We start from the raw sequence: 24,671 nt of genomic DNA on the forward strand, positions 1-24,671 counted from the left end.
GTCAGGCCGCCGCGCCCTGCGCGGCGAGCTGCGCGGCCTGGTGCTCTGTGGTCAGCGCGTCGATCAGCTCGCCGAGTGCTTCCCCTGCGATCACCTGCGGCAGCTTGTAGAGCGTCAGATTGATGCGATGGTCGGTCACGCGCCCTTGCGGGAAGTTATAGGTGCGGATGCGCTCGCTGCGGTCGCCGGAGCCGACCTTCTCCTTGCGCTCGGCCGAACGCGCGGCATCGACGCGCTGGCGCTCGGCATCGTAGATGCGCGAGCGCAGGATGTTCATGGCGGAGGCGCGGTTCTTGTGCTGCGAGCGGCTGTCCTGCATCATCACCACGATCCCGGTCGGGATGTGGGTGATGCGGATCGCCGATTCGGTCTTGTTGACGTGCTGGCCGCCGGCGCCCTGCGCGCGCATGGTCTCGATGCGCAGATCCTCGTTCTTGATGTCGACGTCGACATCCTCGACCTCCGGCAGCACCGCGACCGTCGCCGCGGAGGTGTGGATGCGCCCTTGCGTCTCCGTATCGGGCACGCGCTGTACCCGGTGCACGCCGGATTCGAACTTCAGCTTGGAGAACGCGCCGCGGCCCTGCACCTCGGCGATGATCTCCTTGTAGCCGCCGACGGTGCCTTCGCTGGCCGAGATCACCTCGACCTTCCAGCCCTGAAGGCCGGCGAAGCGCTCGTACATCCGGAACAGATCGCCGGCAAACAGCGAAGCTTCGTCGCCGCCGGTGCCGGCGCGGATTTCCAGCACCACGTTGCGGTCGTCCATGGCGTCCTTGGGCAGCAGCGCGACGCGGATCTTCTGGACCAGCTCCTCGATCCTGGCCGTTAGCTCGTCGCGCTCGGCTTCCGCCATGCCGCGCATCTCGGCATCGGTCGCGGGATCGGCGATCAGGGCTTCGGTATCGGCGAGCTCCCTGACCGCGGAACGATAGGTCTTCACCGCCTCGATCAGCGGCGTGATCTCGGCGAGCTCGCGCGTGATCTGCACATAACGGTCGGAGGCGAGTTGGCCCAGCGATTCGGCCTCGAGTGAGGCGTGATGCGCGAGCAGGACGTCCAGTTTGGCTTCGGGGAGTGACGACATCGGTACAGTCTCAAATGGGCGGACGGAGGCGAGGAGAGCGGAAGCGGCGCCAGGCTCGCTACAACGCCAGGCCTTCGGCCTCGGCAAATTCCGTCAGCTTCTGCCGGATCGCGACGCTGCCCGCAGGCGCGTCCAGCAACGGGCCAAGCATCGCCTCGGCCTTTTTTGCGTCGAGGTCGAGCACCATCGCCTTGACCGGGCCGAGGGCGGTGGCCGAGAGCGACAGCGAGCGATAGCCCAGTGCGATCAGCGCCAGCGCGCCGATCGGCTTGGAGGCCATTTCGCCGCAGAGCGACAGCGACTTCTTCGCCGCATGGGACTTGCGTGCAATGTCGCGCAGCGCGCGCAGGATCGGCGCCGACATCGTGTCGAAGCGCTCGGAGACTTTTGCGTTGCCGCGGTCGACCGCGAATAGGAACTGGAACAGATCGTTGGAGCCGACCGAGATGAAGTCGACCTTCTTCAGCAGCTCGTCGAGCTGGTAGAGCAGGGCCGGCACCTCGACCATGGTGCCGATGTCGATTCTTTCAGGCAGCGTGTGGCCGTGCTGGCGCAAATATGTGAGCTCGCGCTCGACCAGCGCCTTGGCCGAATCGAATTCGGCGACCTCCGAGATCATCGGGAACATGATGCGCAGTGCGCGGCCGCCGCCGGCACGCAACAGCGCGCGGATCTGGCCGCGCAACAGGCCGGGACGATCGAGCCCGAGCCGGATCGCGCGCCAGCCGAGCGCGGGATTCTCCTCGATCACCGCCTCCATGTAGGGCAGCGCCTTGTCGCCGCCGATGTCGAGGGTGCGGAAGGTGACGGGCTTGCTGCCGGCCGCATCCAGCACGGTGCGATAGAGCGCGAGCTGGTCGCTGGTGCGCGGCAGGCTCTGGCCGACCATGAATTGCAATTCGGTGCGGAACAGGCCGATGCCGGCGCTGCCGGTGTCGTCGATATGCGGCAGGTCGATGGCCAACCCAGCGTTGATCATCAGTTCGACCTTCTGGCCGTCCTTGGTAACGCAAGGCCGATCGCGCAGCGCCAGATACTGCGCCTGGCGGCGGGCGCGGAAGCGCACGCGCTCGGCGAAGGCGGCCTCGATTTCCTGCGAGGGGCGCACATAGATCGAGCCCGACGTGCCGTCGACGATGATGGCGTCACCGGGATCGGCGATGCCAGGCGCGTTCGGGACTTCGCCGACCGCAGGGATTCCGAGCGCGCGCGCCACGATCGAAACGTGGGAATTTGCGGTGCCTTCCTCCAGCACGATGCCGCGCAGGCGCTTGCGGTCGTAGTCGAGCAGCGCCGCCGGGCCCATCGCACGGGCGATGACAATGGCGTTGTCGGGCAATTGCTCGCGTGAAGGCGCGTGGTCCTGGCCGACCAGCTGCCGCATCAGGCGGTAGCCGAGATCTTCCAGGTCGTGCAGGCGGTCGCGTAGATACGGATCGGTCGAGCGCAGCATGCGCGCGCGGGTGTCGGACTGCACGCGCTCGACGGCGGCTTCCGCGGTGAGGCCGGTGGCGACCGCTTCGTGCAGCTTGTGCGACCAGCCCTGGTCGTTGGCGAACATGCGGTAGGCTTCCAGCACGTCGCGGTGCTCGCCGCCGTCGGCGACGTCGCCGCGCTCCAGCATGCGGTCGAGATCGGCGCGCAGCTTGGCGAGCGCGGTGTCGAGCCGCTTGATTTCCTTCGGCAGGTCCTCGGCGATGTAGTCCTTGATGACCACGCGCGGCTCGTGCAGCACGACATGGCCGAGCGCGATGCCTTCCGACAGGATGGCGCCGACCTTCTGCGCGGAATGACGCGCGGCAGGCTCCTGGCCGGGCTGGGCAAGCGCGGACAGCTCGCCGGAGGCAATCAGCTCCGCCAGCACCATGGCGGTGGTCTGGAGCGCCTCGAGCTCCTCCTCGACATAGTTCCGCTTGGCGCGGTTCTGCACCACCAGCACGCCGAGCGTGTTGCCGGCCCGCAGGATCGGCACGCCGAGGAAGGAGTGGTAGATTTCTTCGCCGGTCTCGGGGCGGAACGAGAAGGCCGGGTGGCTCTGCGCATCGCTTAAGTTGAGCGGCGTCGCCTCGCTGGCGACGAGGCCGACCAGGCCCTCATGGGCGCTGAGCACGGTGTGGTGCACCGCCTCGCGGTTGAGACCCTCGGTGGCGTAGAGTTCCAGCGTGTTGTCGATGCGCAGCACATAAACCGAGCACACCTCGGCCACCATGTTGGCGGCAATCAGCACCACGATCTTGTCCAGCCGCTCCTGGGCTGAGACCTGCTCCGCCATGGTTTCGCGGAGCCGTCTCAACAAGACGCGGGGACCTCCCGACGCGCTCCGCATGTACCGTCAATCTCCTCCGTCTGCCGGGCCCCGAAGGGCCGTCGGTGGCTCGCCCGGAAATCCAGAAAAACAACAAGCTTGCTCGTCCGGCGCCGGCCCTGGTGGTTGCCAGAGCCGAATCGGCATCGCCTCAACTGGGGCACAGTATCTGGCAGCCCACCCTGTCCGCCTATAGCGAATTGGGGCTTGTTTTGCCAAGCAAAACGCCTGCCAAACGCGAATGTGTGGACACCTTCGCGTTTGCTGCGACCGCTAACAGAAAATTCGTCTAAGTCTGATCGAGGCCGTAGAGCGTGTGTAGGGTGCGCACTGCAAGCTCGGTATAGGCGGTGTCGATCAAAACCGAGAATTTGATCTCGGAGGTTGTAATGGCCCGGATGTTGATATTCCGTCCGGCGAGGGCCGAGAACGCCTGGGCGGCGACGCCGGCATGGCTGCGCATGCCACTGCCGATCACCGAAATCTTGGCGACGTCGGTGGCGGTATCGAGCCGGGCATAGCCGATCTTGGCCTTGGCGGCGGTAATCGTGTCCTTGGCGCGGGTGTAGTCGGCGGCCGGCACCGTGAAGGTGAGGTCGGTGGTCTTGCCGTCCTCCGAGACGTTCTGCACGATCATGTCGACGTTGATGTTGGCATCCGCCAGCGGGCCGAAGATCGAGGCCGCCACGCCCGGCTTGTCCTCGACCTGGCGCACCGAAATCTGGGCCTCGTCCTTGGAGAAGGCGATACCAGTGACGACGTGGCTTTCCATGATCTCCTCCTCGCTGCAGATCAGCGTGCCGGGCGGCTGGTTGGCATGCGGGTCGATATCCTCGGGCTTGTCGAAGCTCGAGCGGACGAAGATCGGCATGTTGTGGACCATGCCGAGTTCCACCGAGCGGACCTGGAGCACTTTGGCGCCCTGGGAGGCCAGTTCCAGCATGTCTTCGAACGCGATCTTATCAAGCCTCTTGGCCTTCGGCACGATTCGCGGATCGGTGGTGTAGACACCGTCGACATCGGTGTAGATATCGCAGCGGTCCGCCTTGACGGCGGCGGCGATCGCCACGGCCGAGGTGTCGGAGCCGCCACGGCCGAGCGTGGTGATGCGACCGGTCTCGGGGTTGATGCCCTGGAAGCCAGCGATGACCGCGACCTCCTTGCGTTCCCTAAAGCGCTTGATGATCTCGCTGCCGTCGATGTCCTCGATCCGGGCCGAGGCATGGGCGTCGCTGGTCTTGATCGGGATCTGCCAGCCCTGCCATGAGCGGGCCTGGATGCCCATGCCCTGCAGCACGATGGCAAGCAGGCCGGACGTCACCTGTTCGCCGGAGGCAACGACGGCGTCGTACTCGCGCGCATCGTGCAGGGGCGAGGCCTCGGTGCACCACGCCACCAGCTCGTTGGTCTTGCCGGACATCGCCGAGACGACCACGGCCACTTCATGGCCGGCGTCGACCTCACGCTTCACGTGGCGCGCGACGTTGCGGATACGTTCGATGTTGGCGACGGACGTGCCGCCGAATTTCATCACGAGGCGGCTCATGACGACGCGTGCATTCCCTCATAAGGATCAGTATGGTGACCGCACCGGACGGGTGCCTCGCGGATACCGACCGCGCGTATACAGAGCGGCGGGGCCGGGGGCAAGCGGGTTCCTGCGGGGGCAGGGTGCGGGGGTAGTGGGTTAACCGAGGCCATGGCGCGTTATATCGACGAGATCCTGCAACCGGGCGAGCGGGTGCTGTATTCGACCAATGCGCACTGGATCTTCTATTTTCCGGCCATCGTGGCCTGGATCGTAACGTTGGCCCTGCTGATCCTGTCGCGGCAGGCAACCGCCGACGGGCTCGTTTTGCTTTGCCTTACAGCCGCGGGTCTCGTGGCTCTGGCGGCCCTGTATTGGACCATCAAGGGCTGGTTCCATCGCTTCACCACCGAAACCGACGTCACCAACCTCCGGGTCGTGCACAAGACCGGGTTCATCAAGCGCCGCACCTTCGAGATGGCGCTGGACAAGGTCGAGAGCGTCGACGTCGACCAGACCATTCTTGGACGGATTCTCAACTACGGCGACGTGACGATTCGCGGCGTCGGCGAGGGAATCGAGACGATCAAGACCATCGCCTCGCCGCTCGCCTTCCGTAGTTCGATCACCACGCGGTAGGACCGCGCGTAACCATGAGCATGCAGCAAAATACTTCCGCAACCATCCCGCCGGGTTCGACCGTCGACGCCGCCGAGATCGCGAAATTCTCAAAACTCTCGGCGGAGTGGTGGGACCCCAGGGGCAAGATGGCGCCGCTGCACCGGATCAATCCGCTGCGGCTTGGCTACATCCGTGACGCCGCCTGCCGCAAGTTCGAGCGCAATGTGCGCAGCCTCAACTGCCTCGGCGGCCTGCGCGTGCTCGATATCGGCTGCGGCGCCGGCCTGCTGTGCGAGCCGCTGTCGCGCTTGGGGGCGCAGGTCATCGGCATCGATCCTTCGGCGAGCAACATCGCCGCCGCGAAGCTGCACGCCGACAAGAGCCATCTCGCGATCGACTACCGCTGCACCATCGTGGAAGAGATCGATCCGCGTGAGCGCTTCGACATCGTGCTGGCGATGGAAGTGATTGAGCACGTCACCGACGTCGGCGTCTTCCTGAAGCGCTGCGCGGCGATGCTGAAGCCGAACGGTCTGATGGTGGTCTCGACGCTGAACCGGAACTGGAAGAGCTTCGCGCTCGCCATCGTCGGCGCCGAATACGTCCTGCGCTGGTTGCCGCGCGGCACCCACGAGTGGAACAAGTTCGTCACTCCCGATGAGCTCACAAAATACCTGCTCGACAACCGCCTCGTCATCACCGAGCAGACCGGCGTCGTCTACAGCCCCTTCGCCGACAAATGGACCCTCTCCTCCGACATGGACGTGAACTACATGGTCGTGGCGGAAGGGATGGTGTGAGGCCGCGCGTAAGCGGCTCGCTGCATCCACAACTCCAATGTCGTCCCGGCGAAGGCCGGGACCCATAACCCCAGGGAAGAGTTGCGGCGCGAGGCCGGTAACCACGAGTCTTCGCCAAATCCAATCCTGTGGCTATGGGTCCCGGCCTTCGCCCTAGGGCATGCACATATCTGGTGCGGCGGATTGACTCGGATCGGCCTGGGAGGATTCCAGAATCAGAGTTCTGTGTGATTCGTATTGCGGCACTCCATGATTTGGACGGGGTGCCGCGATGTTGTCACGGATTGACTGGACGCTGGGCCGGTTCGGGGATCGTCGTCTCGATAAAGGGGGGCGGCGTTCGTCGAACGCATGGTTGTGGGCAAAACTGTCTGCCTTCGGCAGCTCTCCAGGGGGAACCGCGCGCTGGAAGTGCGGTTCAACCGCTTTCTTGGCCATGACAAGGTGACGGTGGAGCGGATCATCGAAAGCTGGAGCGAAAGCACGGTCGCTGCGGTAGAGGGCCGCCACGTGCTGGCCATCCAGGACACCAGCGAGATCCACTTCAACACCACACCGCAACGCCGGCGCGGGCTCGGAGAAATCGGCAAAGGCAATAACCACGGCGTGCTGGCTGCATCCGCTGCTGGCTGTGGATGCCGATGACGGCAACTGTCTTGGACTTTTGAGCGGGCAGATATGGACGCGCACAGGTCGCCGCACGACCTCGCACGACGATCGGGAGTTATCGGACAAGGAATTGCAGCGCTGGATATCCACTGCCATGGCGGCCAAGCCGCTCCTCACCAAGGCCACAGCGGTGACGGTGCTGGGTGACCGCGAGAGCGATATTTTTGCCCTTTATGCCAGCTCGGCCGAGCAACACTTCCACGTCATCGCGCGCAGCATGCATGATCGCAAGCTTGCCGACCGCAGCGGCTTGTATGAGGTCAGCGATGCCATGGCCGCGGTGGATCGGCGTGCGATCCAATTGCCTGCGCGCGCCGCGCGGCCCGCCCGCCTGGCTCACCTCGAACTTCGCTTTGGCGCAATCGAGCTCGCCCGCCCACAGAGTAAGTTCCTGCGCCATCTGCCGGAAAGCTTGCCATTGGCGGTGGTCGATGTGCGCGAGATCAATGCCGAAACCGGGGTAGAGCCGCTGCACTGGCGGCTTCTCACCTCTCACGAGGTTACCGGCATCGAGGACGCCTGGCGCATCGTCCAATGGTACAAGCAACGCTGGATCATCGAGCAGTTCTTCCGCATCCTGAAGACACAAGGCTTCAAGCTCGAAGACAGCCAGATCGGAACCGCCGATCGCCTTCTCAAGCTGGTCGCGATTGCCGCTAAGGCGGCCGTCATCACAATCCAACTTCTGCAGGCCCGCAATGGCAGTCGCCAACCCATTCTCGCTGCCTTCGACAACGGCCAAATTAACGTGCTCACCGCCCTCAACCGTCAACTCGAAGCCGGGAGCAAGCGATTAAAGAACCCACATCCGCCCGATAGCCTCGCTTGGGCCGCCTGGATCATTGGTCGCCTCGGCGGCTGGGACGGCTACCCATCGTCCAAGCCGCCGGGCCCGATCACCTTCAAGAACGGCCTCGAATACTTCCACGCCGTCGCAGCAGGATGGAGCCTCAGAGATATGTGCATGCCCTAGGGCCTTCGCCGGGACGACAGCGAGTTTGTCGCGAGAGCATCGCTCCTATGACGCGCGCATGATTGACCTGTTGCCGCGTCCCCGGCAGTTTGCACCAACACTCCCGTAGCCCCCCATCCCCCCATGTTCACCATAGCCAGCCTCTGGATTCCCTTCACGATCATTGCCGCGCTCGGGCAAGTCGCGCGCAATGCGATGCAGCGGTCGCTGACGAAGCCGCTGGGGACCTGGGGCGCGACCAACATCCGCTTCCTGTTCGGCTTCCCGTTCTCGCTGCTGTTTCTCGCGGTGGTGCTGGTCGCCACCGGCGATCATGTCGGCATGCCGCCGATCGTGTTCTGGCCGTGGCTCTTGCTCGGCGCACTCAGCCAGATCGTCGCCACCGGGCTGATGCTGCTCGCCATGAATGACCGCTCCTTCGTGGTGACGACGGCCTACCTCAAGACCGAAGCGATCCAGACCGCGATCTTCGGCTTCGTGTTCCTCGGCGATCACCTGACCTGGCTGAAGGTGCTGGCGATCGTGATCGCGACCGTCGGCGTTGTCATCACTGCGCTGCGGCCCGGCGGCGAGAAGAGCTTTGCGGAATTGAAGCCGACCATCACGGGGCTCGTCGCCGCGGCGGCCTTCGCGCTCTCCGCGGTCGGCTTTCGCGGCGCCATCATCACGGTTCCGGGCGTGTCGTTCGTGACAGCCTCGTCGTTCACGCTGGTGCTCGGCCTGTTCGTGCAGACGCTGGTGCTGACGATCTATCTGCTCTGGCGCGCGCCAGACGTGTTGCGGGGAATCCTCGGATTGTGGCGGCCGTCGATGCTCGCGGGCTTCACGGGCGCCTTCGCCTCGCAATTCTGGTTCCTGGCGTTCGCGCTCACGGCCGCCGCCAATGTCCGCACGCTCGCTTTGATCGAGGTGCTGTTCGCGCAAGCCGTGGCTTATTACTCGTTCAAGCAGCCGATCGCGCCGCGCGAGCTTGCAGGCATCGCGTTGATCGTGGTCGGCGTGGCTGTGCTGGTAGGGGTTTAGTTCCGGTCTTCCGGCAGCACCGGCAGCGGTGACACCTCGATGCCTTCGTCGATCAGCGACTTGGCTTCGTCGGGCGAGGCCTCGCCATAGATCGGACGGTGCTCCTTGTCGCCGTAGTGCATGGCGCGGGCTTCGTTGGCGAAGCGCTCGCCGACATTGTCGGCATTCTTGACGATGTGGTCGCGCAGCTCCTTGAGCTTCGTGCGCAGCTCTTTCTCCTGCGCCATCAGCAGCGAGGTCGGTCCTGACGGCGCAGCCTCGGGCGCAGGCGTGGCGCTCGCCGTGGCCTCCGCTGGCGGCGTAGCGCGGCCGCGCCCCTTCTTGCCGACAATGCGCGGGGCCATGATCGCCTTGTCGACCTTGGCCGAGCCGCAGATCGGGCAGGTCACGAGCTTGCGCTTCACCTGTGAATCGTACGCGGACGAACTCTGAAACCAGCTTTCGAAAGCGTGGTTCCGGTCGCAGTGCAGTGCGTAGCGGATCATGCCGATCCCCGTACGAGATGCAGATGGTCCGGCCCGGCTTTGGCATCGGCGACGCCGAAGCGGCGGCCGTGCTGGAGCGAGGGAATCGCCCGGCGCGCCGTCTCGACCTTGGCCGGGTCGATCTTGGCCATGATGACGCCGGGCTCGACGCCGCCCTCGGCGAGGATCTCGCCCCAGGGGTCGATGATCAGGGAGTGGCCGTAGGTCTCGCGCTTGTTCTCGTGCAGGCCGGCCTGCGCCGCGGCGAAGATGAAGCAGCCGGTCTCGATCGCGCGCGAACGCAGCAGCACGTGCCAATGCGCTTCCCCGGTCTTGCGGGTGAAGGCCGAGGGCACGGTGATGAAGGACGCGCCGCTCTCGGCGAGCGCGCGGTAGAGCGCGGGGAAACGGACATCGTAGCAGATCGTCAGACCGACGCGGCCCCAGGGCAGGTCGGAGATCACGGCGGTCTCGCCCGGCTGGTAATTGGCGGATTCGCGATAGCTCTCGCCGTCCGGCAGCTCGATGTCGAACATGTGGATCTTGTCGTAGCTCGCGAGCACGTTGCCCTCGGGCCCGATCAGGAAGGAGCGATTGACCGCCTTCTCAGGCGAGAATCGGAGCGCGAGCGAGCCGACATGAATATGGATTCCGAGTTCCGCTGCGAGGGCCCGATATGCCTTCAGAGAGGTGTCGTCTTCTTCGCTCTGAAGATGCTCGAACAATGCCTTGCGGTTCAGCTGCATCATGTTGCTGACTTCGGGCGTCTGCACGTAGTCCGCGCCGTCCGCAGCCGCCTGCCGGATCAGCTTGGTAGCCTGCTCAAGGCTCGGCCCGGGCATTAGGCCGGTGCGCATCTGCACCATGGCGGCGGTGAAGGTCCGATCCTCGCTCATGAGACGGCCTTGATACTGTCGAGCATGCCGTCGAGCTTGCCTTCGCGGTCGAGCGCGTAGAGCTCGTCGCAGCCTCCGACATGGGTTCCACCGATCCAGATCTGCGGGAATGTCGAGCCTTCGCCGGCGCGGCCGTACATGTCCTGGCGCCAGGACGGGTTCTTGGCAATGTCGAACTCGGTGAAGGTCGCCTTCTTGCGGCTCAACAGCGACTTGGCGGCGGAACAATAGCCGCAGCCCGGCCTCGTGTAGATCTCGATGGCAGCAGTCATCTCGTCTGGCGCTCTCATGTCATGAATTCGTTGAATTATATGGGACTTTACCGGGTCTCCACAACCCGGGCAAAGACCAGCACGTCGACCTGGGCGGCCTTGGCGCGCAGCAGAGCCCGCGCGCAGGCGTCCAACGTGGCGCCCGATGTCAAGACATCGTCGACCAGGACGATGCGGCGGCCCTGAATCTCGGGCTGACGGTCGGGGGATACCTGGAACGCGCCCTGCACATTGGTGGCGCGCTGGGCCCGCGACAGGCCGATCTGTTGCTCGGTGGCGCGCACCCGCCGCAATACCTCGCCCCGGACCTCGACGCCGCTCTGCCGCGCGATGATCCGCGCCAGCGCCCCGGACTGGTTGTAGCGGCGCCGCCAGGCCCGCCGCCAATGCAGGGGAACGGGGATCAGCATGTCTGCGCCAGAGAGCAGCTCGCCGCCGGCGCGCGCCATCCAGCGGCCCATGGCGGGCGCCAAATCGGTGCGGTCCTGGTATTTCAGCGCATGCACCAGCGTGCGCGCGACGTCGTCATAACGCACCGCCGCTCGCGCGCGCTGGTAGGCCGGCGGGCTCGCGATCGCCTCCATCGACAGCATGTCGGGACCGGGGTCATACACAAAGGGAATGCCGAGCCGCGGGCAATAAGGTCGTTCAATGAACGACAGCCGCGCCCAGCAGGAAGCGCAAACGCCCTCGCCGTCGACCGGCTCATGGCAGGACACACACTGCGTCGGCAGTGCGATGTCGAGGGCAAGCCGCGCCGCGCGCGACAGCGCCTGGCGGCCAGCCGTCCAGGCAGCACGCAGAGGGGCGGCGATGGATCGGGCGGGGGCGGGTTCGGCGGCCATGAGGGAAGGCTAGCGTTCCGTGCTTATCCGCTCAAGCAGCACTCTCATGCCCCGGACGCAGCGGAGCGTCACTGCGTGCCGCACCGCGTCCGGGACACCAGAGGGGAGATTGCCAGAACGACTTGGATCGGCGTAACCAGCGGCATGGCTCAAGCTCCGCAATCCCCTCCCGCCCTGTTCGATCGCGCTTTGTTGCACGCGCGGCAGGGTCGCGCGCAGGCGCAAGGTCCGGTGGCCTTCCTGCTCGATCGTGTCGCCGAGGACATGTCCGACCGGCTGGCCGCGGTGATGCGGGAATTCCAGGCACCGGCCGATCTTTGGACGCCCGGTGAAGGGCTCGCAGGACTGCGCACGAGGCTACCGGCCATCGAGCACATCGCGCTCGATGCCGCGGGTTCGGAGAAGCTTCCCTTTGCACCCGAAAGTCTCGACCTCATCGTCTCGGCTTTGGCGCTGCAATTCGTCAACGACTTGCCGGGTGTGCTCGCGCAGGTGCGCCGCGCCTTGAAGCCGGACGGGTTGCTGCTCGCCGCCATGATCGGCGGCGACAGCCTGACCGAGCTGCGTCAGGCGTTTGCGGCCGCCGAAGCCGAATGCGAAGGCGGCGTGTCGCCGCGCGTCGCGCCGTTCGCGGACTTGCGCGATATCGGCGCGCTGTTGCAGCGGGCGGGCTTTGCGCTGCCGGTCACCGACGTCGACCGGGTCGTGGTGCGTTATGCCAATGCGTTTGCGCTGATGCAGGATCTCCGCCGCATGGGTGCGGCCAATGTGCTGATCGAGCGGCGGCGCGTGCCGAGCCGTCGCGCGACGCTGCTGCGGATGGCCGAGATCTATGCCGAGCGCTTCGCCGATGCCGACGGCCGCATCCGTGCGACGTTCGATATCATCTGGCTCTCCGGCTGGGCCCCGCATGCGAGCCAGCAGCAGCCGCTCAAGCCGGGGTCGGCGAAAGCGAGCCTGGCCGAGGCGGTGAAGAAGGCGGGGAAAGAGTGACGTGTGTCCCGGACGCAGCGCAGCGTCCGGGACACTGCTCACATCAACAAATCAATCAAATGCGGGATCAGCGGGATGTCCGCGGGCGGCATCGGGTAGTCGCGCAGTTTGTTGGCGCGGACCCAGGCGAGGTTTTGGCCTTCGCGCGCCGTGACCTGCCCCTCCCAGCGCCGGCAGATGTAGAGCGGCATCAACAGGTGGAAGGTCTCGTAGCCGTAGCTCGCAAAGGTCAGCGGGGCCAGGCACGGCTCGGCGACCGTGATGCCGAGCTCCTCGTGGAGCTCGCGAATCAGGCTCTGCTCGGGCCGCTCGCCCAGCTCGAGCTTGCCGCCCGGGAATTCCCAGAGGCCGGCCAGCGCCTTGCCCTCGGGGCGTTGCGCGATCAGGACGCGCTTGTCGGCGTCGATCAGCGCGCAGGCCACCACCAATGTGAGCTTGAGATCGGCCATGCTGCCTTACGACCTGTAATCCCCGTTGATCGCGACATATTCCTTGGTGAGGTCGCAGGTCATGACGCGGTCGCGGCCCTTGCCGAGGCCGAGCGCGACCTTGATCGCGATCTCCGGCGCCTTCATCGCCTCCGACACCTGGGCTTCGTCATAGGACGGATCGCGCGCGCCGCTCTTGGCGACGCGGATACCGTTGAAGGAGATCGAGAGCTTGTCACGATCGGCCGGCTCGCCGGCCTTGCCGACCGCCATCACCACGCGGCCCCAATTGGCGTCCTCGCCGGCGATCGCGGTCTTGACCAGCGGCGAGTTGGCGATCGACATCGCGATCTTGCGCGCCGAAGCCTTGGTCTTGGCGCCCTCGACGGTGATCTCGACCAGCTTGCGCGCGCCTTCGCCGTCGCGGGCCACCTGCTCGGACAAATTGGCGAGCACCTGGTTGAATGCCTTGACGAAGGCCTTCAGGCGCGGGTCGCTGGCGCGGCTGATCTTTGGCGCACCATGCGCGGCGGCGGCGCCCGTTGCGAAGGCGAGCAGCGTGTCCGAGGTCGAGGTATCGCCATCGATCGTCACGGCGTTGAAGGTGTCCTCGACGCCGCTCTTGAGCAGGGCTTGCAGCGCGGCGGGCGCGATCGGCGCGTCGGTGAAGATGAAGGACAGCATGGTCGCCATATCGGGCGCAATCATGCCGGCGCCCTTGGCCATGCCGTTGATGGTGACCTTGGCCTTGCCGAGCTTCACGGTCGCGGTCGCGACCTTCGGGAAGGTGTCGGTGGTCATGATTGCCTTGGCCGCGGCGAGATAATCGCCGGGCTCAGCGGTCTCAGCGAGACGGCCCAGCACGCCGTCGAACTTGGTCGCGTCCAGCGGCTCGCCGATCACGCCGGTCGAGGCGAGGAAGATCTCACTCTCGCTGCACCCAACAGCCTTGGCCGCGATCTTCGCGGTCAGTGCCGTGGATGCGCGGCCGGTCTTGCCGGTGAAGGCGTTGGCGTTGCCGGAATTGACGACGAGGGCGCGGGCCTTGCCGCCCTTCAATTTGGCGCGGCACCATTCGACCGGCGCGGACGGGCATTTCGACTTGGTGAAGACGCCGGCCACGGCCGTGCCCTTGTCCATCACCGCCAGCAGCACGTCGGTGCGGTTCTTGTAGCGGATGCCGGCCTCGGCGGTCGCAAGACGGACGCCCGCGATCACGGGCATATCGGGAACGTGTTTCGGGGCGAGGGGAGAGACGGAGGAGGACATCGCGGGCTTCCGATAACGGGGCGGGAGGCGCTTCCTATCATCTCACTCGGCGGATTGGGAGAGGCGCGCCGCATACACAGTGTCGTCCTGGCGAAGGCCAGGACCCATACGCCGCAGCAAGTATCGGTTTGCGCGATGGCGATTGCCTTCGTGAACAATTGATGACGGTGGTAATGGGTCCTGGCTTTCGCCAGGACGACCGTTGTATTTGCCGCGCCTGTCCACACCAAAAACGCAAATGGCCGGGACATGCCCGGCCATCGCGACGTCGAAAATGTCTTCGGCTTACTTCTTCGCAGGCGGCGCCATCTTGCTGTCGGACGGCTTGGCCGCATCGGCCGGCTTGGCGTCCTTTGCCGCATCCGCCGGCTGGTCCAGCCGCTCGACCTTGGCTTCGGCGCGGAGCTTGGCGACATACTCGGCCTGGGCCTTGCGGGTGACGTAGTTCTCGATCTGGGCCTTGACCTGCTCGAAGTCCGGCGCCTTGCGGTTACGCTTTTCCTCGACCTTGATGACGTGCCAGCCGAACTGCGACTTCACGGGGTCGGAGATCTTGCCCGGCTCGAGCGCGAAGGCGACGGCTGAGAATTCCGGCACCATCTGCTCCTTGGTGAAGAAGCCGAGGTCGCCGCCATCGGCGGAGCCCGGATCCTTGGACTTCTTCTTGGCGAGATCGGCGAAATCGGCGCCCTTGTCGAGCTCGGCCTTCACCGCCTTGGCCTCGTCCTCGGTCTCGACCAGGATGTGGCGGGCGCGCACCTCCTGCTCGCCGGTGATCTGCTTGGAGGCCTCCTCATAGACCTTCTTCATGGCGTCGGGGGTGGTGGCGGCCTTGCCCTCGCCCGCGAGCAGGCTGTCCATCAGGAGGCGGTTGCGGGCGAACGCCAGGCGCTTCTTGAACTCCTCGCTGTCGGCGACCTTCTTGTCCTCGGCAGCCTTGCTGACGATCTTCATGTCGATCAGGAACGACAGGACGTTCTCGTCCTTGGTCGCCGGGTCCATCTGGGCGAGGCTCGGTCCGAGTTCTTCCTCGGCCATGGCGACGTCGCTCTTCTTGATTTCCGCGCCATTGACCTTCGCCAGCACCGGATCGTCGGCGGCGCGGAGCGGCCCGGCGAACGCCAGGGACAGCGCCAGAGCGAGGCAGCCGGCCAGAGCGGACGCATGGCGGAAACGCTGGCCGGTGGTTACCGGGAACGAGGTGGTCATGGAAAATCCTTATGTTGAAGCAGGGGGCTGCTCGAGCGGGGCGGACACTCGCCCAATCAGGGGGGCTTGGCAACGCGAAAAGTCTGTCAAAATGATGAATTAGCCGCAATGCGGCCGCCGTTGACAAGGCTAGGGGCCGGCCATATCTCTGGCCCGGTCGCGTCCATGGCGATGGCGTTTATTTTGCTGCGTTTTTGGCCGTTGAACCCAGACTTGCTCAATTCCCACCCATATGGCGGACGACCCCCGCAGTCCGGGCTGAAGGCGCCATCGGCGTCACGGTGAGTTGAATAGGCAGGCGGGTGACAACTTCTTGGCTGCAACGCGGTTAAATCGCGAACACAGGAACTAGGCATGATCGGCGCGCTCGCCCGCAAGTTTTTCGGCTCCGCCAACGACCGGCGGGTGAAGGGATATCAGTCCCGCGTCAACGCGATCAACGCGCTGGAGCCCGAAGTCTCGAAACTCTCCGACGAGGCGCTCAAGGCCCGCACCGCCGAGTTCAAGAAGCAGATCGCCGAAGGCAAGACCCTCGACGACCTCCTGGTGCCCGCCTTCGCCACGGTGCGCGAGGCGGCCAAGCGCACGCTCGGCCAACGCCATTTCGACGTCCAGCTGATCGGCGGCATGGTGCTGCACGAGGGCGACATCGCCGAGATGAAGACCGGCGAAGGCAAAACGCTGGTCGCAACGCTCGCGGTCTACCTCAACGCGCTCGCCGGCAAGGGCGTCCACGTCGTCACCGTCAACGACTATCTCGCCCGCCGCGACTCCGGCTGGATGGGTCAGATCTACGGCTTCCTCGGCATGACCACCGGCGTGATCGTGCACGGCCTCGACGATGCCGAGCGCAAGGCGGCCTATGCCTGCGACATCACCTACGGCACCAACAACGAATACGGCTTCGATTATTTGCGTGACAACATGAAGTACCGGCTCGAGGACATGGTCCAGCGGCCGCACTTCTTCGCCATCGTCGACGAAGTCGACTCCATCCTGATCGACGAAGCGCGCACGCCGCTGATCATCTCCGGTCCGCTCGACGACCGCTCCGACTTCTACAACACCATCGACAGCTTCCTGCCCAAGCTCGACAAGACCGATTACGAGGTCGACGAGAAGCAGCGCACGGTGACGCTGACCGAAGCCGGCATGGAGAAGATCGAGACCCTGCTGCGCGATGCCGGCCAGCTCAAGGGCGAGTCGCTCTACGACGTCGAGAACGTCTCCGTCGTGCACCACATCAACCAGGCGCTGCGCGCCCACACGCTGTTCACGCGCGACAAGGACTACATCGTCCGCGACAACGAGGTCGTCATCATCGACGAGTTCACCGGCCGCATGATGCCGGGCCGCCGCTATTCGGAAGGCCTGCACCAGGCCCTGGAGGCCAAGGAGCACGTCCAGGTCCAGCCCGAGAACCAGACGCTGGCCTCGATCACCTTCCAGAACTACTTCCGCATGTACGAGAAGCTTGCGGGCATGACCGGCACGGCCGCGACCGAAGCGGACGAATTGTTCGACATCTACAAGCTCGAGGTCGTGGAGATTCCGACCAACCTGCCGATCGCGCGTCTCGACGAGGACGACGAGGTCTACCGCACCCAGCAGGAAAAATACGGCGCGATCCTCGCCGAGATCGAGCGTGCCAATTCGCGGCTCCAGCCGGTGCTGGTCGGTACGGCGTCGATCGAAAAGTCGGAAGTGCTCGCCGAATTCCTCAAGAAGAACGGCTACAAGCAGATCGACTTCGGCAAGGACAATGCGCTCGACAAGCTCTATGCCGCGGCCCGCGCCGGCAAGCCGGCAAAGCTGTTCGCGGTGCTGAACGCGCGCTTCCACGAGCAGGAAGCCTATATCGTCGCCGAAGCCGGCGTGCCCGGCGCAATCACGATCGCGACCAACATGGCCGGCCGCGGCACCGACATCAAGCTCGGCGGCTCGCTGGAGATGCGCATCCAGCAGGAGACCACCGGCATCGAGGACGAGGCCGAGAAGGCCAAGAAGATCGAGCAGATCAAGGCCGACATCGCGCATTTCCGCGACATCGTGCTGAAGGCCGAGGAGACCGTCGAGATCGAGCCGGCGAAGGGGAGCAAGCCCGCCAAGACCGTGAACAAGCCCGGCGGCCTCTACATCATCGGCTCCGAGCGGCATGAATCCCGCCGCATTGACAATCAGCTGCGCGGCCGTTCCGGCCGTCAGGGCGACCCCGGCCGGTCGAAGTTCTTCCTATCGCTCGAAGACGACCTGATGCGCATCTTCGGCTCGGACCGTCTCGACAGCATGCTCCAGCGTCTCGGCCTGCAAGAGGGCGAGGCAATCATCCATCCCTGGATCAACAAGGCGCTCGAGAAGGCGCAGCAGAAGGTCGAGGCGCGCAACTTCGACATCCGCAAGAACCTCCTCAAGTTCGACAACGTCCAGAACGACCAGCGCAAGGTGATCTTCGATCAGCGCGTCGAGTTGATGAGGGACGAGAGCGTCGCCGAGACCATCGCCGACATGCGCCACGCCTTCATCGACGATCTCGTCGCCAAGCACGTGCCCGAGCACGCCTATGCCGAGCAGTGGGACGTCGCCGGGCTGAAGGATGAATTGAAGCGTGTGCTCGATCTCGACCTGCCGGTCGACGAATGGGCTAAGGAAGAGGGCATCGCCGACGAGGAGCTGCTGACCCGCATCGAGACCAAAGCCGACGAGCACATGGCGGCCAAGGTCGCGCAATGGGGTCCCGACGTGATGCGTTACGTCGAGAAGACCATTCTCTTGCAGACGCTCGATCATCTCTGGCGCGAGCATCTGATCATGCTGGATCATCTGCGCCAGGTCATCGGCCTGCGCGGTTACGGCCAGCGCGATCCGTTGCAGGAGTACAAGACCGAGGCCTTCAACCTCTTCCAGGAGATGAGCGCGCATCTGCGCGAGGCCGTGACGGCGCAGCTGATGCGGGTCGAGATCGTCCCGCCAGAGCAGGAAGCTCCCATCCTGCCGGCGATGGAGGCGCACAAGTTCGACCCGAACACCGGCGAAGACGAGATGGCGCTCGCCAGCGTCACGCTCGGCGCCCAGGCCACCGACGCCGCCCTTCGCGATCCCAAGAACCCGGCCAGCTGGGGCAAGGTCGGCCGCAACGAGGACTGCCCGTGCGGCTCGGGCAAGAAGTTCAAGCACTGCCACGGCAAGTATGCGTAAGGCTTGAATGTATTTGTGAGGCGCGACGTCAGCGCCTCACTCCCCGCCGTCGTCGCCCGGTTTGACCGGGCGACCCAGTACGCCGCAGCCCCTCGGCTCAATCACAGCTTTCTCTGGAATACTGGATCGCCCGATTAAATCGGGCGATGACAGTTGAGTGCGTCGCGCTCAGCTCTCACCCCACCGTCGTCCTGGCGAAAGCCAGGACCCATTACCACAGGGGGAAGTCGCGGCGCGACGCCGGCAACCGCGAGTCTTCGCCAAACCAAATGCGGTGGTAATGGGTCCTGGATCAGCGCTCGGCTCTGCTCGCTTGTCCAGGACGACGTGCTTTGAGAAGCCGAACTTACTCACCCCTCAATTCGAGCTGTCGATCAAGCTCTCCAAGAGCCGCTTTAATTCGCTGGTCGACTTGTCGCCGTAGCTCTCCAGGATGTGCTCCTCCTGGTCCACCGCGAGCGAGTTGAGCTTCTTGCTCAGCACCTTGCCGCGGTCGGAGATGAACATCAGCACCTTGCGGCGGTCGTTGGGGTCCTGCACGCGGTAGACCAACGTGTCCGAGACCATGCGGTCGATCATCTTGGTCAATGTCGGATGGTTGAGCAGCACGGCATCAGCAAGCTCGCCCATCGAATGGCCGTTGCCATCCGACAGCACTTTCAAGATGCGCCATTGCTCGACCGGCACGCCCTCCTTGCTCAACCGCAGTTCGAGCTGCCGGTTGATTTCGCGGTTGGCTTGCGCGAGCAGGTAGGCGAGGTGTTCGGTGATCGGGGAGTTTTCTTTCGACGGTTTTGCCACGGCTAAGACTTCGTCTTGACCCAAATGAGTGAATGTCTTGCAATCAATGCTGCATCTATATGCACTTCAATTGTTGAATATTCAATATTTTCAAAATAGGATCATTGCCCAACAAAAGGGCGGAAGCCGCGGCCGCCTGCTCAATGTGCTTTCAGGTCTGGTCCCAGACAAGAGTTGGCGTGCGCGCGACGGTAAACTTCCCGGCTCACGGCGGCCCGGCGTTGCCGCCGTCCTTGCTGTTCAGGAATCTGTCGTCGTCATCGGCGGCTGATGGTGTCTTGTCGCCCAGGGATCAAGCCTTCTTCCGGCGGCGCGGCGCGAACAAGCTGCGGGTCGGCGGCTTCATCTGCTGCACCGGCTCGCCCGGGGTCTGGGGCCCCTGTGCGACCAACAGTGCCAAGCTCGCCGTCGCCGAGATCAACAAGCGCGGCGGCATCCTCGGGCGCGAAATCGAGCTTTCCATTTACGACGCCGGCGGGCCGCTTGACGAGGTGCTGAACCGCGCCGAGCAGGCGATCGCATTCGACGAGGTCGATCTCATCGTCGGGCTGCACACCAGTGCGATCCGTGTCGGCTTGCGCGACGTCACCACGCGTCATCGCATCCCCTACATCTACACGCCGGTCTACGAGGGTGGCGAGCGCACGCCGGGCGTGATGGCGATCGGCGAGACGCCGCGCTGGCAGAGCCGGCCCTCGATCCACTGGCTCGCTGACGTCAAGAAGGCGTCGCGCTGGTACCTGATCGGCAGCGACTATGTCTGGCCCTGGCAATCGCATCGCGCCGTGAAGAACTACATCAAGGAGACCGGCGGGCAGGTCGTCGGTGAGGAGTTCGTCCCCCTCGGCGAAGATAATCACGAGCCGCATCTGGCGCGCATCCGCGCCACGAAGCCCGATGTCGTGCTGATCTCGCTGATCGGCACCGACAGCATCACCTTTAACCGTGCCTTCGGCGAATGCGGGCTTGCCGCGACGACGCTGCGGCTCGCGGGCGCGATGGACGAGACGGTGCTGCTCGGCATCGGCGCCGACAACAGCGAGAACATGTTCTGCGCCTCTGGCTATTTCCCCGGCATCGGCTCGCGGGCCAACGACGACTTCCAGAGCCGCTATCGCACGATGTTCGGACCGAACGCTCCGCCGATTGGCTCGCTTGGCCAGTCCACTTACGAAGGCCTGCGTTTCCTCGAAGCCGTCGCGAACAAGGCAGGTTCGCTGTCCATGGCTCCCATGCTCGCGGCGGGGCGCAACGTCGTTTATGGCGGCGCGCGTGGCCCGGTCACCGTTCGCAACGGTCACGCCCGCATGCAGATGTATCTCGCCGAGGCTGACGGTCTCGACTTCAAGCTGATCAAGCCGGTCTGAGCGAGATTGTCCATTGGCCGACGCGGATCTTCGAAATAATACTTGAAAAGGAAAATATTTCCGTCTGTAATATCGAGGTGAAGCCGGTCGGCTCCGCGCTGTGCAGGCGCGGTGCCCAAGCGGCTTCCGTCCACGCCAGGGATCAAGAAGCCTTTGAGGAGAGCGCCGTGACAGTTGTCCTTCCCACGCCAGCCCAACTTCGCAGCGTCGCCGAGCAGTGCGGCCTTTCGCTGACCGACGACGACGTCGCCTCGTTCCGCGGCCTGATGCAGGGCTCGATCGAGGCCTACAATCTCGTGGCCACGATGCCAGACGAGGTGCCGGAGGTGAAATATCCCCGCACGCCGGGCTATCGGCCCTCAGCCGAAGAGAACCCCCGCAATGCCTGGTATCGCAAGTCGACCGTGAAGGGCGCCGCCAGCGGCAAGCTCAAGGGCAAGACAGTCGCGCTGAAAGACAACATCATGCTGGCCGGCGTGCCCATGACCAACGGCTCGTCGACGCTGGAAGGCTATGTGCCCGATTTCGACGCCACCATCGTCACGCGCATGCTCGATGCCGGCGCCGAGATCGTCGGTAAAACCCATTGCGAGCATTTCTGCCTGTCCGGCGGCAGCCACACCGGCTCCTACGGGCCGGTGCACAATCCGCACAAGATGGGTTACTCGGCCGGCGGCTCGTCGTCAGGCTCGGGCGTCGTGGTCGCGCTCGGCGAGGTCGACATGGCGATCGGCGGCGATCAGGGCGGCTCGATCCGCATGCCGTCATCGTTCTGCGGCATCTACGGAATGAAGCCGACCTGGGGCCTCGTGCCCTATACCGGGATCATGCCGATCGAGATCTACGTCGATCATACCGGCCCGATGACTGCGACGGTCGCCGACAATGCGCTGCTGCTCGAAGTGCTCGCCGGCGACGACGGCTACGATCCCCGCATCAAGGCGCCGAAGGTCGAGGAATACACCAAAGCGCTCGGCCAGGGCGTCAAGGGCATGAAGATCGGCATCGTCAAGGAAGGCTTTGAGCAGCCGGGTGCAGAGGCCGCGGTAAATGAGAGCGTGCGCGAGGCGGCGAAACGCTTCGGGGATCTCGGAGCCAGCATCGAAACGGTGTCGATCCCGATGCACCTCCTGGGCGGCGCGATCTGGACCCCGATCGGCACCGAAGGCCTGACCCAGACCATGATGTTCGGCGACGGCTACGGCCTCAGCCGCGGCGATCTCTATTCGACCTCGCTGATGGACTTTCATCGCGGCTGGCGCCGGCAGGCCGATTCGCTGTCCGAGACCACGAAATTGTTCATGATGCTCGGCACCTACATCAACAACAATTTCGGCCCACGCTTCTACGGCAAGGCGCTCAACATCTCGCGACGGCTGACCGCGGCCTACGACAAAGCGTTCGGGGATTACGATCTGCTGCTGATGCCGACCACGCCGATGAAGGCGACGCCGCTGCCGGCCCCCAATGCCAGCCGCGAGGATTACGTTGCCCGCGCGCTCGAGATGATCTCCAACACCGCGCCATTCGACATCACCCATCATCCCGCGATGTCGCTGCCCTGCGGCATGGTCGACGGCCTGCCGGTCGGCCTGATGCTGGTCGGCCGCATGTTCGAGGAAGCCACGATCTACCGTGCCGCCCATGCCTTCGAGCAGATCGGCGACTGGAAGAAGATGTGAGCGAGGCTTCGATGCAGGCGAACGGAGCGCCAGAGCGTTTTCGAGCGAAGTGGATACCGGTTCGCGTCAAGAAAACGCGTCAAAACAAGAATCCAGAGCCCCGTTCCGATTCCATCGGAGCGGGAAAGGCTCCGGCGCATGGCTAACGCGTTCGTCGCGGCGTTCGAGATCCTGAGCTTCGGCGCGATCATCGTCCTGATCGTGCTGGGGCTCGGGATCATCGCCAGCATGATGGGTATCTTCAACTTCGCGCAGGGCGAGTTTGTCCTGCTCGGGGCCTACATCACCTATCTCGCCTACGCCAAGGGATTGCCGATCTGGGCCGGCATGGCTGCCGCGCCCTTCGTGGTCGGCGCGCTCGGCTTCGTGCTGGAGGCGCTGATCATCCGCCGCTTCTACGCCGCGCCCATCGTCGCCATGCTCGGCACCTATGCGCTCGGCCTCATCATCCGCGAATCCGTGCGCGGTCTGATCGGCGGCTTCTATCTCACCGTGCCCGAACCTATCGGCGGCTCCATCGACATCGGCGCCATGCACATCTCGGCCTGGCGCTTCACCATCATCGTCATCACGCTCTTGGTGATGGGTGGCTGCTATCTGCTGCTGTCGCGCACGAGTTTTGGCTTGCGCGTGAGGGCGACGCTGGAGAATCCGTCGCTGGCGCGCGCGTCGGGCATCTCCACGCCACTGATCTACGGCGCCACGTTTGCGTTTGGCGCAGCGCTGGCCGGCCTTGCCGGTGCGCTGATCGTGCCGGTGTTCAGCCTGTTTGCCGACCTCGGCCTGCGCTTCCTGATCCAGGGTTTTGTCGCGGTCATGGTCGGCGGCGTCGGCTCCTTCATCGGACCGGTCGCAGGCGCCGGCGTCATCGGCACGCTCAGCGCGGCGCTGCCCTGGGTGATGGCGCCCGTCGTCGCCGACGTGCTCGTCTTCGTGCTCGCCATTGTCTTCATCAAATTCCGCCCGCAGGGCCTCATCGCTGGAAAAGGGGTTTAGTCACATGCTCGATCGTACTCAGCTTTCACGACGCCGCTTCCTCTCCAATTTCGCCTTTGCGTCCGGTGCGGTCGCGACCGGCGTCGGCAGCTGGGTGATCCCGGCGCCCTGGGCCAATGCGGCCGAAGCCCCGATCAAGGTCGGCATCGCCACCGACCTCACCGGCCCGATCGCCTATGCCGGCAATGCCGACGCCAACGTCGCCAAGATGGTGATCAAGGAGATCAACGCCGACGGCGGCCTGCTCGGCCGGCCGCTCGAGCTCTACATCGAGGACACCGCCTCGAACGAATCCGTCGCGGTCGGCAACGTGCGAAAACTGATCCAGCGCGACAAGGTCGACATGGTGCTCGGCGGTATCACCTCCTCGATGCGCAACGCGATCAAGGATCCGATCGTGGCGCGCGGCAAGACGCTCTACATCTATCCGCAGCTTTACGAGGGCAAGGAGTGCACGCCCTACCTGTTCTGCACCGGCCCGACGCCGGCGCAGCAATGCGACGAGTTCATCCCCTGGCTGATCAAGAACGGCGGCAAGAAGTTCGCGCTGCCGAGCGCCAACTATGTCTGGCCGCACACGCTCAACATCTATGCCCGCAAGGTGATCGAGGCCAATGGCGGCGAGGTCGTGTTCGAGGAATATTACCCGCTCGACCAGATCGACTTCTCTGCAACCGTGAACCGCATCATCTCCAACAAGGTCGACGTCGTCTTCAACACCGTCATTCCGCCGGGCGTCGGCCCGTTCTTCAAGCAGCTTTATGAAGCCGGCTTCCTCAAGAACGGCGGGCGCCTCGCCTGCGTCTACTATGACGAGAACACGCTCAACATCAATCAGGCCGCCGAGATCGAGGGCCTCGCCAGCTGTCTCGACTATTTCAAGGTGCTGACCAAGGAGAACCCGTTCGACGCAAAGATCCAGGCGGCCTATGAGAAGGATTTCCCGGGCAACTTCCTGTTCGCCGCCGGCAGCGCCGCCACCGGCACTTATCGCGGCCTCAAGCTGTGGGAAGCCGCGGTCAAGGAGGCCGGCAAGATCGACCGCGAGTCGGTAGCCGCCGCGCTCGACCACGCCAAGATCGCCGAAGGTCCCGGCGGACCTGCCGAGATGGTGCCAGGCAAGCGGCACTGCAAGATGAAGATGTACACCGCGGTCGCCAAGGGCGGGAACTATGAGATCGTCGCCCGCAGCAGCGGGCTCGTCGATCCCAAGGAATGCTGAATCTTCACCTCTCCCGTAGGGAGAGG

At 64.6% G+C, this 24,671-nt stretch carries 24 protein-coding genes; 13 read left to right on the top strand and 11 right to left on the bottom strand.

Annotated elements, in window-relative coordinates; genetic code table 11:
* Window position 1: 1 nt before the first annotated feature.
* Both prfA and ptsP read right to left on the bottom strand, forming a co-directional pair.
* On the bottom strand, window positions 2-1,087 hold the full coding sequence (prfA, locus tag ACSKB8_RS10860; RefSeq protein WP_438104012.1) for a peptide chain release factor 1: 1,086 nt from the start codon (window positions 1,085-1,087) through the stop codon (window positions 2-4).
* A gap of 58 nt (window positions 1,088-1,145) precedes the next feature.
* On the bottom strand, window positions 1,146-3,413 hold the full coding sequence (gene ptsP / locus ACSKB8_RS10865) for a phosphoenolpyruvate--protein phosphotransferase (protein ID WP_438104013.1): 2,268 nt from the start codon (window positions 3,411-3,413) through the stop codon (window positions 1,146-1,148).
* Between the two features lie 44 nt (window positions 3,414-3,457).
* Between ptsP and ACSKB8_RS10870 the strand changes: the two genes are divergently transcribed.
* Window positions 3,458-3,685 (top strand): hypothetical protein, encoded by a 228-nt coding sequence (locus ACSKB8_RS10870; protein ID WP_438104015.1) that lies wholly within the window; start codon window positions 3,458-3,460, stop codon window positions 3,683-3,685.
* On the opposite strand, the gene ACSKB8_RS10875 is transcribed toward ACSKB8_RS10870, so the two are convergent.
* Window positions 3,682-4,938, bottom strand: coding sequence for an aspartate kinase (locus ACSKB8_RS10875; protein WP_438104016.1), 1,257 nt, complete (start codon window positions 4,936-4,938; stop codon window positions 3,682-3,684). The genes ACSKB8_RS10870 and ACSKB8_RS10875 overlap by 4 nt on opposite strands.
* A gap of 153 nt (window positions 4,939-5,091) precedes the next feature.
* Between ACSKB8_RS10875 and ACSKB8_RS10880 the strand changes: the two genes are divergently transcribed.
* The 5 genes from ACSKB8_RS10880 (at window position 5,092) to ACSKB8_RS10900 (ending at window position 9,006) form a co-directional block, all read left to right on the top strand.
* Complete coding sequence (locus tag ACSKB8_RS10880; RefSeq protein ID WP_370990102.1) at window positions 5,092-5,559, top strand: PH domain-containing protein; 468 nt, start codon at window positions 5,092-5,094, stop codon at window positions 5,557-5,559.
* Window positions 5,560-5,573: 14 nt separating this feature from the next.
* Window positions 5,574-6,341 (top strand): bifunctional 2-polyprenyl-6-hydroxyphenol methylase/3-demethylubiquinol 3-O-methyltransferase UbiG, encoded by a 768-nt coding sequence (gene ubiG, locus ACSKB8_RS10885; RefSeq protein WP_438104018.1) that lies wholly within the window; start codon window positions 5,574-5,576, stop codon window positions 6,339-6,341.
* A 351-nt stretch (window positions 6,342-6,692) separates the two neighbouring features.
* On the top strand, window positions 6,693-6,986 hold the full coding sequence (locus tag ACSKB8_RS10890) for a hypothetical protein (RefSeq protein WP_438104019.1): 294 nt from the start codon (window positions 6,693-6,695) through the stop codon (window positions 6,984-6,986).
* On the top strand, window positions 6,967-7,983 hold the full coding sequence (locus tag ACSKB8_RS10895) for an IS4 family transposase (RefSeq protein ID WP_438110493.1): 1,017 nt from the start codon (window positions 6,967-6,969) through the stop codon (window positions 7,981-7,983). Before ACSKB8_RS10890 ends, ACSKB8_RS10895 begins: the two co-directional genes overlap by 20 nt.
* A 123-nt stretch (window positions 7,984-8,106) precedes the next feature.
* On the top strand, window positions 8,107-9,006 hold the full coding sequence (locus tag ACSKB8_RS10900) for an EamA family transporter (RefSeq protein ID WP_370990100.1): 900 nt from the start codon (window positions 8,107-8,109) through the stop codon (window positions 9,004-9,006).
* Here ACSKB8_RS10900 and ACSKB8_RS10905 read toward each other — a convergent pair.
* From ACSKB8_RS10905 to ACSKB8_RS10920, 4 genes are read right to left on the bottom strand one after another with little or no spacing between them, the layout of a single operon-like run.
* Window positions 9,003-9,491, bottom strand: a complete 489-nt coding sequence (locus ACSKB8_RS10905; protein WP_128930256.1) for a DUF1178 family protein — start codon at window positions 9,489-9,491, stop codon at window positions 9,003-9,005. The two genes, ACSKB8_RS10900 and ACSKB8_RS10905, sit on opposite strands and share 4 nt — an antisense overlap.
* Window positions 9,488-10,366: a carbon-nitrogen hydrolase family protein gene (locus ACSKB8_RS10910; protein WP_091898954.1), complete on the bottom strand. Its 879-nt coding sequence runs from the start codon at window positions 10,364-10,366 to the stop codon at window positions 9,488-9,490. The genes ACSKB8_RS10905 and ACSKB8_RS10910 overlap by 4 nt, the downstream gene beginning before the upstream one ends.
* Window positions 10,363-10,638 (bottom strand): glutaredoxin 3, encoded by a 276-nt coding sequence (gene grxC / locus ACSKB8_RS10915; RefSeq protein WP_091898955.1) that lies wholly within the window; start codon window positions 10,636-10,638, stop codon window positions 10,363-10,365. Before grxC ends, ACSKB8_RS10910 begins: the two co-directional genes overlap by 4 nt.
* Window positions 10,639-10,685: 47 nt before the next feature.
* Complete coding sequence (locus tag ACSKB8_RS10920; RefSeq protein WP_438104022.1) at window positions 10,686-11,483, bottom strand: ComF family protein; 798 nt, start codon at window positions 11,481-11,483, stop codon at window positions 10,686-10,688.
* 144 nt (window positions 11,484-11,627) lie between these two features.
* On the opposite strand from ACSKB8_RS10920, the gene ACSKB8_RS10925 reads away from it, so the two are divergent.
* Window positions 11,628-12,476, top strand: coding sequence for a methyltransferase domain-containing protein (locus ACSKB8_RS10925; protein WP_438104024.1), 849 nt, complete (start codon window positions 11,628-11,630; stop codon window positions 12,474-12,476).
* Between the two features lie 38 nt (window positions 12,477-12,514).
* Here the strand turns inward: ACSKB8_RS10925 and mutT are convergent, their stop codons facing one another.
* The 3 genes from mutT to ACSKB8_RS10940 all read right to left on the bottom strand — a co-directional run bounded on the left by mutT (window position 12,515) and on the right by ACSKB8_RS10940 (window position 15,382).
* Complete coding sequence (mutT, locus tag ACSKB8_RS10930; protein ID WP_438104026.1) at window positions 12,515-12,925, bottom strand: 8-oxo-dGTP diphosphatase MutT; 411 nt, start codon at window positions 12,923-12,925, stop codon at window positions 12,515-12,517.
* A gap of 6 nt (window positions 12,926-12,931) precedes the next feature.
* On the bottom strand, window positions 12,932-14,173 hold the full coding sequence (argJ, locus tag ACSKB8_RS10935; protein WP_438104027.1) for a bifunctional glutamate N-acetyltransferase/amino-acid acetyltransferase ArgJ: 1,242 nt from the start codon (window positions 14,171-14,173) through the stop codon (window positions 12,932-12,934).
* Between the two features lie 285 nt (window positions 14,174-14,458).
* Window positions 14,459-15,382 carry a peptidylprolyl isomerase gene (locus ACSKB8_RS10940; protein WP_130215850.1) on the bottom strand — a complete coding sequence of 308 codons (924 nt, stop codon included), beginning with the start codon at window positions 15,380-15,382 and terminating at the stop codon, window positions 14,459-14,461.
* A gap of 354 nt (window positions 15,383-15,736) precedes the next feature.
* On the opposite strand from ACSKB8_RS10940, the gene secA reads away from it, so the two are divergent.
* Window positions 15,737-18,577 carry a preprotein translocase subunit SecA gene (secA, locus tag ACSKB8_RS10945; RefSeq protein ID WP_438104029.1) on the top strand — a complete coding sequence of 947 codons (2,841 nt, stop codon included), beginning with the start codon at window positions 15,737-15,739 and terminating at the stop codon, window positions 18,575-18,577.
* Between the two features lie 357 nt (window positions 18,578-18,934).
* On the opposite strand, the gene ACSKB8_RS10950 is transcribed toward secA, so the two are convergent.
* Entirely contained in the window at window positions 18,935-19,378 is a 444-nt protein-coding gene (locus ACSKB8_RS10950) for a MarR family winged helix-turn-helix transcriptional regulator (RefSeq protein WP_128930249.1), read from the bottom strand.
* A gap of 37 nt (window positions 19,379-19,415) precedes the next feature.
* Here ACSKB8_RS10950 and ACSKB8_RS10955 point away from each other — a divergent pair, with 37 nt between their 5' ends.
* The 5 genes from ACSKB8_RS10955 to ACSKB8_RS10975 all read left to right on the top strand — a co-directional run bounded on the left by ACSKB8_RS10955 (window position 19,416) and on the right by ACSKB8_RS10975 (window position 24,645).
* Window positions 19,416-19,649 (top strand): hypothetical protein, encoded by a 234-nt coding sequence (locus ACSKB8_RS10955; RefSeq protein WP_438110882.1) that lies wholly within the window; start codon window positions 19,416-19,418, stop codon window positions 19,647-19,649.
* Window positions 19,558-20,745 (top strand): substrate-binding domain-containing protein, encoded by a 1,188-nt coding sequence (locus tag ACSKB8_RS10960; protein WP_438104030.1) that lies wholly within the window; start codon window positions 19,558-19,560, stop codon window positions 20,743-20,745. The genes ACSKB8_RS10955 and ACSKB8_RS10960 overlap by 92 nt, the downstream gene beginning before the upstream one ends.
* 167 nt (window positions 20,746-20,912) lie before the next feature.
* Window positions 20,913-22,427, top strand: coding sequence for an amidase (locus ACSKB8_RS10965; RefSeq protein WP_438104032.1), 1,515 nt, complete (start codon window positions 20,913-20,915; stop codon window positions 22,425-22,427).
* A gap of 138 nt (window positions 22,428-22,565) precedes the next feature.
* Window positions 22,566-23,423, top strand: coding sequence for a branched-chain amino acid ABC transporter permease (locus tag ACSKB8_RS10970; RefSeq protein WP_128940348.1), 858 nt, complete (start codon window positions 22,566-22,568; stop codon window positions 23,421-23,423).
* A 4-nt stretch (window positions 23,424-23,427) separates the two neighbouring features.
* Window positions 23,428-24,645 carry a substrate-binding protein gene (locus ACSKB8_RS10975; RefSeq protein WP_438104034.1) on the top strand — a complete coding sequence of 406 codons (1,218 nt, stop codon included), beginning with the start codon at window positions 23,428-23,430 and terminating at the stop codon, window positions 24,643-24,645.
* Window positions 24,646-24,671 lie beyond the last annotated feature (26 nt).

The sequence above is a fragment of the Bradyrhizobium sp. BR 1432 genome (genome assembly GCF_051547705.1).
GTDB classification, from domain to species: Bacteria; Pseudomonadota; Alphaproteobacteria; order Rhizobiales; family Xanthobacteraceae; genus Bradyrhizobium; species Bradyrhizobium zhanjiangense.

Excerpts from the sequence above, each read along its gene's own strand:
- prfA (WP_438104012.1), bottom strand. The coding sequence starts at position 1,087 with ATGTCGTCACTCCCCGAAGCCAAACTGGACGTCCTGCTCGCGCATCAC.
- ptsP (WP_438104013.1), bottom strand. The coding sequence starts at position 3,413 with ATGCGGAGCGCGTCGGGAGGTCCCCGCGTCTTGTTGAGACGGCTCCGC.
- ACSKB8_RS10875 (WP_438104016.1), bottom strand. The coding sequence starts at position 4,938 with ATGAGCCGCCTCGTGATGAAATTCGGCGGCACGTCCGTCGCCAACATC.
- ACSKB8_RS10880 (WP_370990102.1), top strand. The coding sequence starts at position 5,092 with ATGGCGCGTTATATCGACGAGATCCTGCAACCGGGCGAGCGGGTGCTG.
- ubiG (WP_438104018.1), top strand. The coding sequence starts at position 5,574 with ATGAGCATGCAGCAAAATACTTCCGCAACCATCCCGCCGGGTTCGACC.
- ACSKB8_RS10890 (WP_438104019.1), top strand. The coding sequence starts at position 6,693 with ATGGTTGTGGGCAAAACTGTCTGCCTTCGGCAGCTCTCCAGGGGGAAC.
- ACSKB8_RS10900 (WP_370990100.1), top strand. The coding sequence starts at position 8,107 with ATGTTCACCATAGCCAGCCTCTGGATTCCCTTCACGATCATTGCCGCG.
- ACSKB8_RS10905 (WP_128930256.1), bottom strand. The coding sequence starts at position 9,491 with ATGATCCGCTACGCACTGCACTGCGACCGGAACCACGCTTTCGAAAGC.
- ACSKB8_RS10910 (WP_091898954.1), bottom strand. The coding sequence starts at position 10,366 with ATGAGCGAGGATCGGACCTTCACCGCCGCCATGGTGCAGATGCGCACC.
- grxC (WP_091898955.1), bottom strand. The coding sequence starts at position 10,638 with ATGACTGCTGCCATCGAGATCTACACGAGGCCGGGCTGCGGCTATTGT.
- ACSKB8_RS10920 (WP_438104022.1), bottom strand. The coding sequence starts at position 11,483 with ATGGCCGCCGAACCCGCCCCCGCCCGATCCATCGCCGCCCCTCTGCGT.
- ACSKB8_RS10925 (WP_438104024.1), top strand. The coding sequence starts at position 11,628 with ATGGCTCAAGCTCCGCAATCCCCTCCCGCCCTGTTCGATCGCGCTTTG.
- mutT (WP_438104026.1), bottom strand. The coding sequence starts at position 12,925 with ATGGCCGATCTCAAGCTCACATTGGTGGTGGCCTGCGCGCTGATCGAC.
- argJ (WP_438104027.1), bottom strand. The coding sequence starts at position 14,173 with ATGTCCTCCTCCGTCTCTCCCCTCGCCCCGAAACACGTTCCCGATATG.
- ACSKB8_RS10940 (WP_130215850.1), bottom strand. The coding sequence starts at position 15,382 with ATGACCACCTCGTTCCCGGTAACCACCGGCCAGCGTTTCCGCCATGCG.
- secA (WP_438104029.1), top strand. The coding sequence starts at position 15,737 with ATGATCGGCGCGCTCGCCCGCAAGTTTTTCGGCTCCGCCAACGACCGG.
- ACSKB8_RS10970 (WP_128940348.1), top strand. The coding sequence starts at position 22,566 with ATGGCTAACGCGTTCGTCGCGGCGTTCGAGATCCTGAGCTTCGGCGCG.
- ACSKB8_RS10975 (WP_438104034.1), top strand. The coding sequence starts at position 23,428 with ATGCTCGATCGTACTCAGCTTTCACGACGCCGCTTCCTCTCCAATTTC.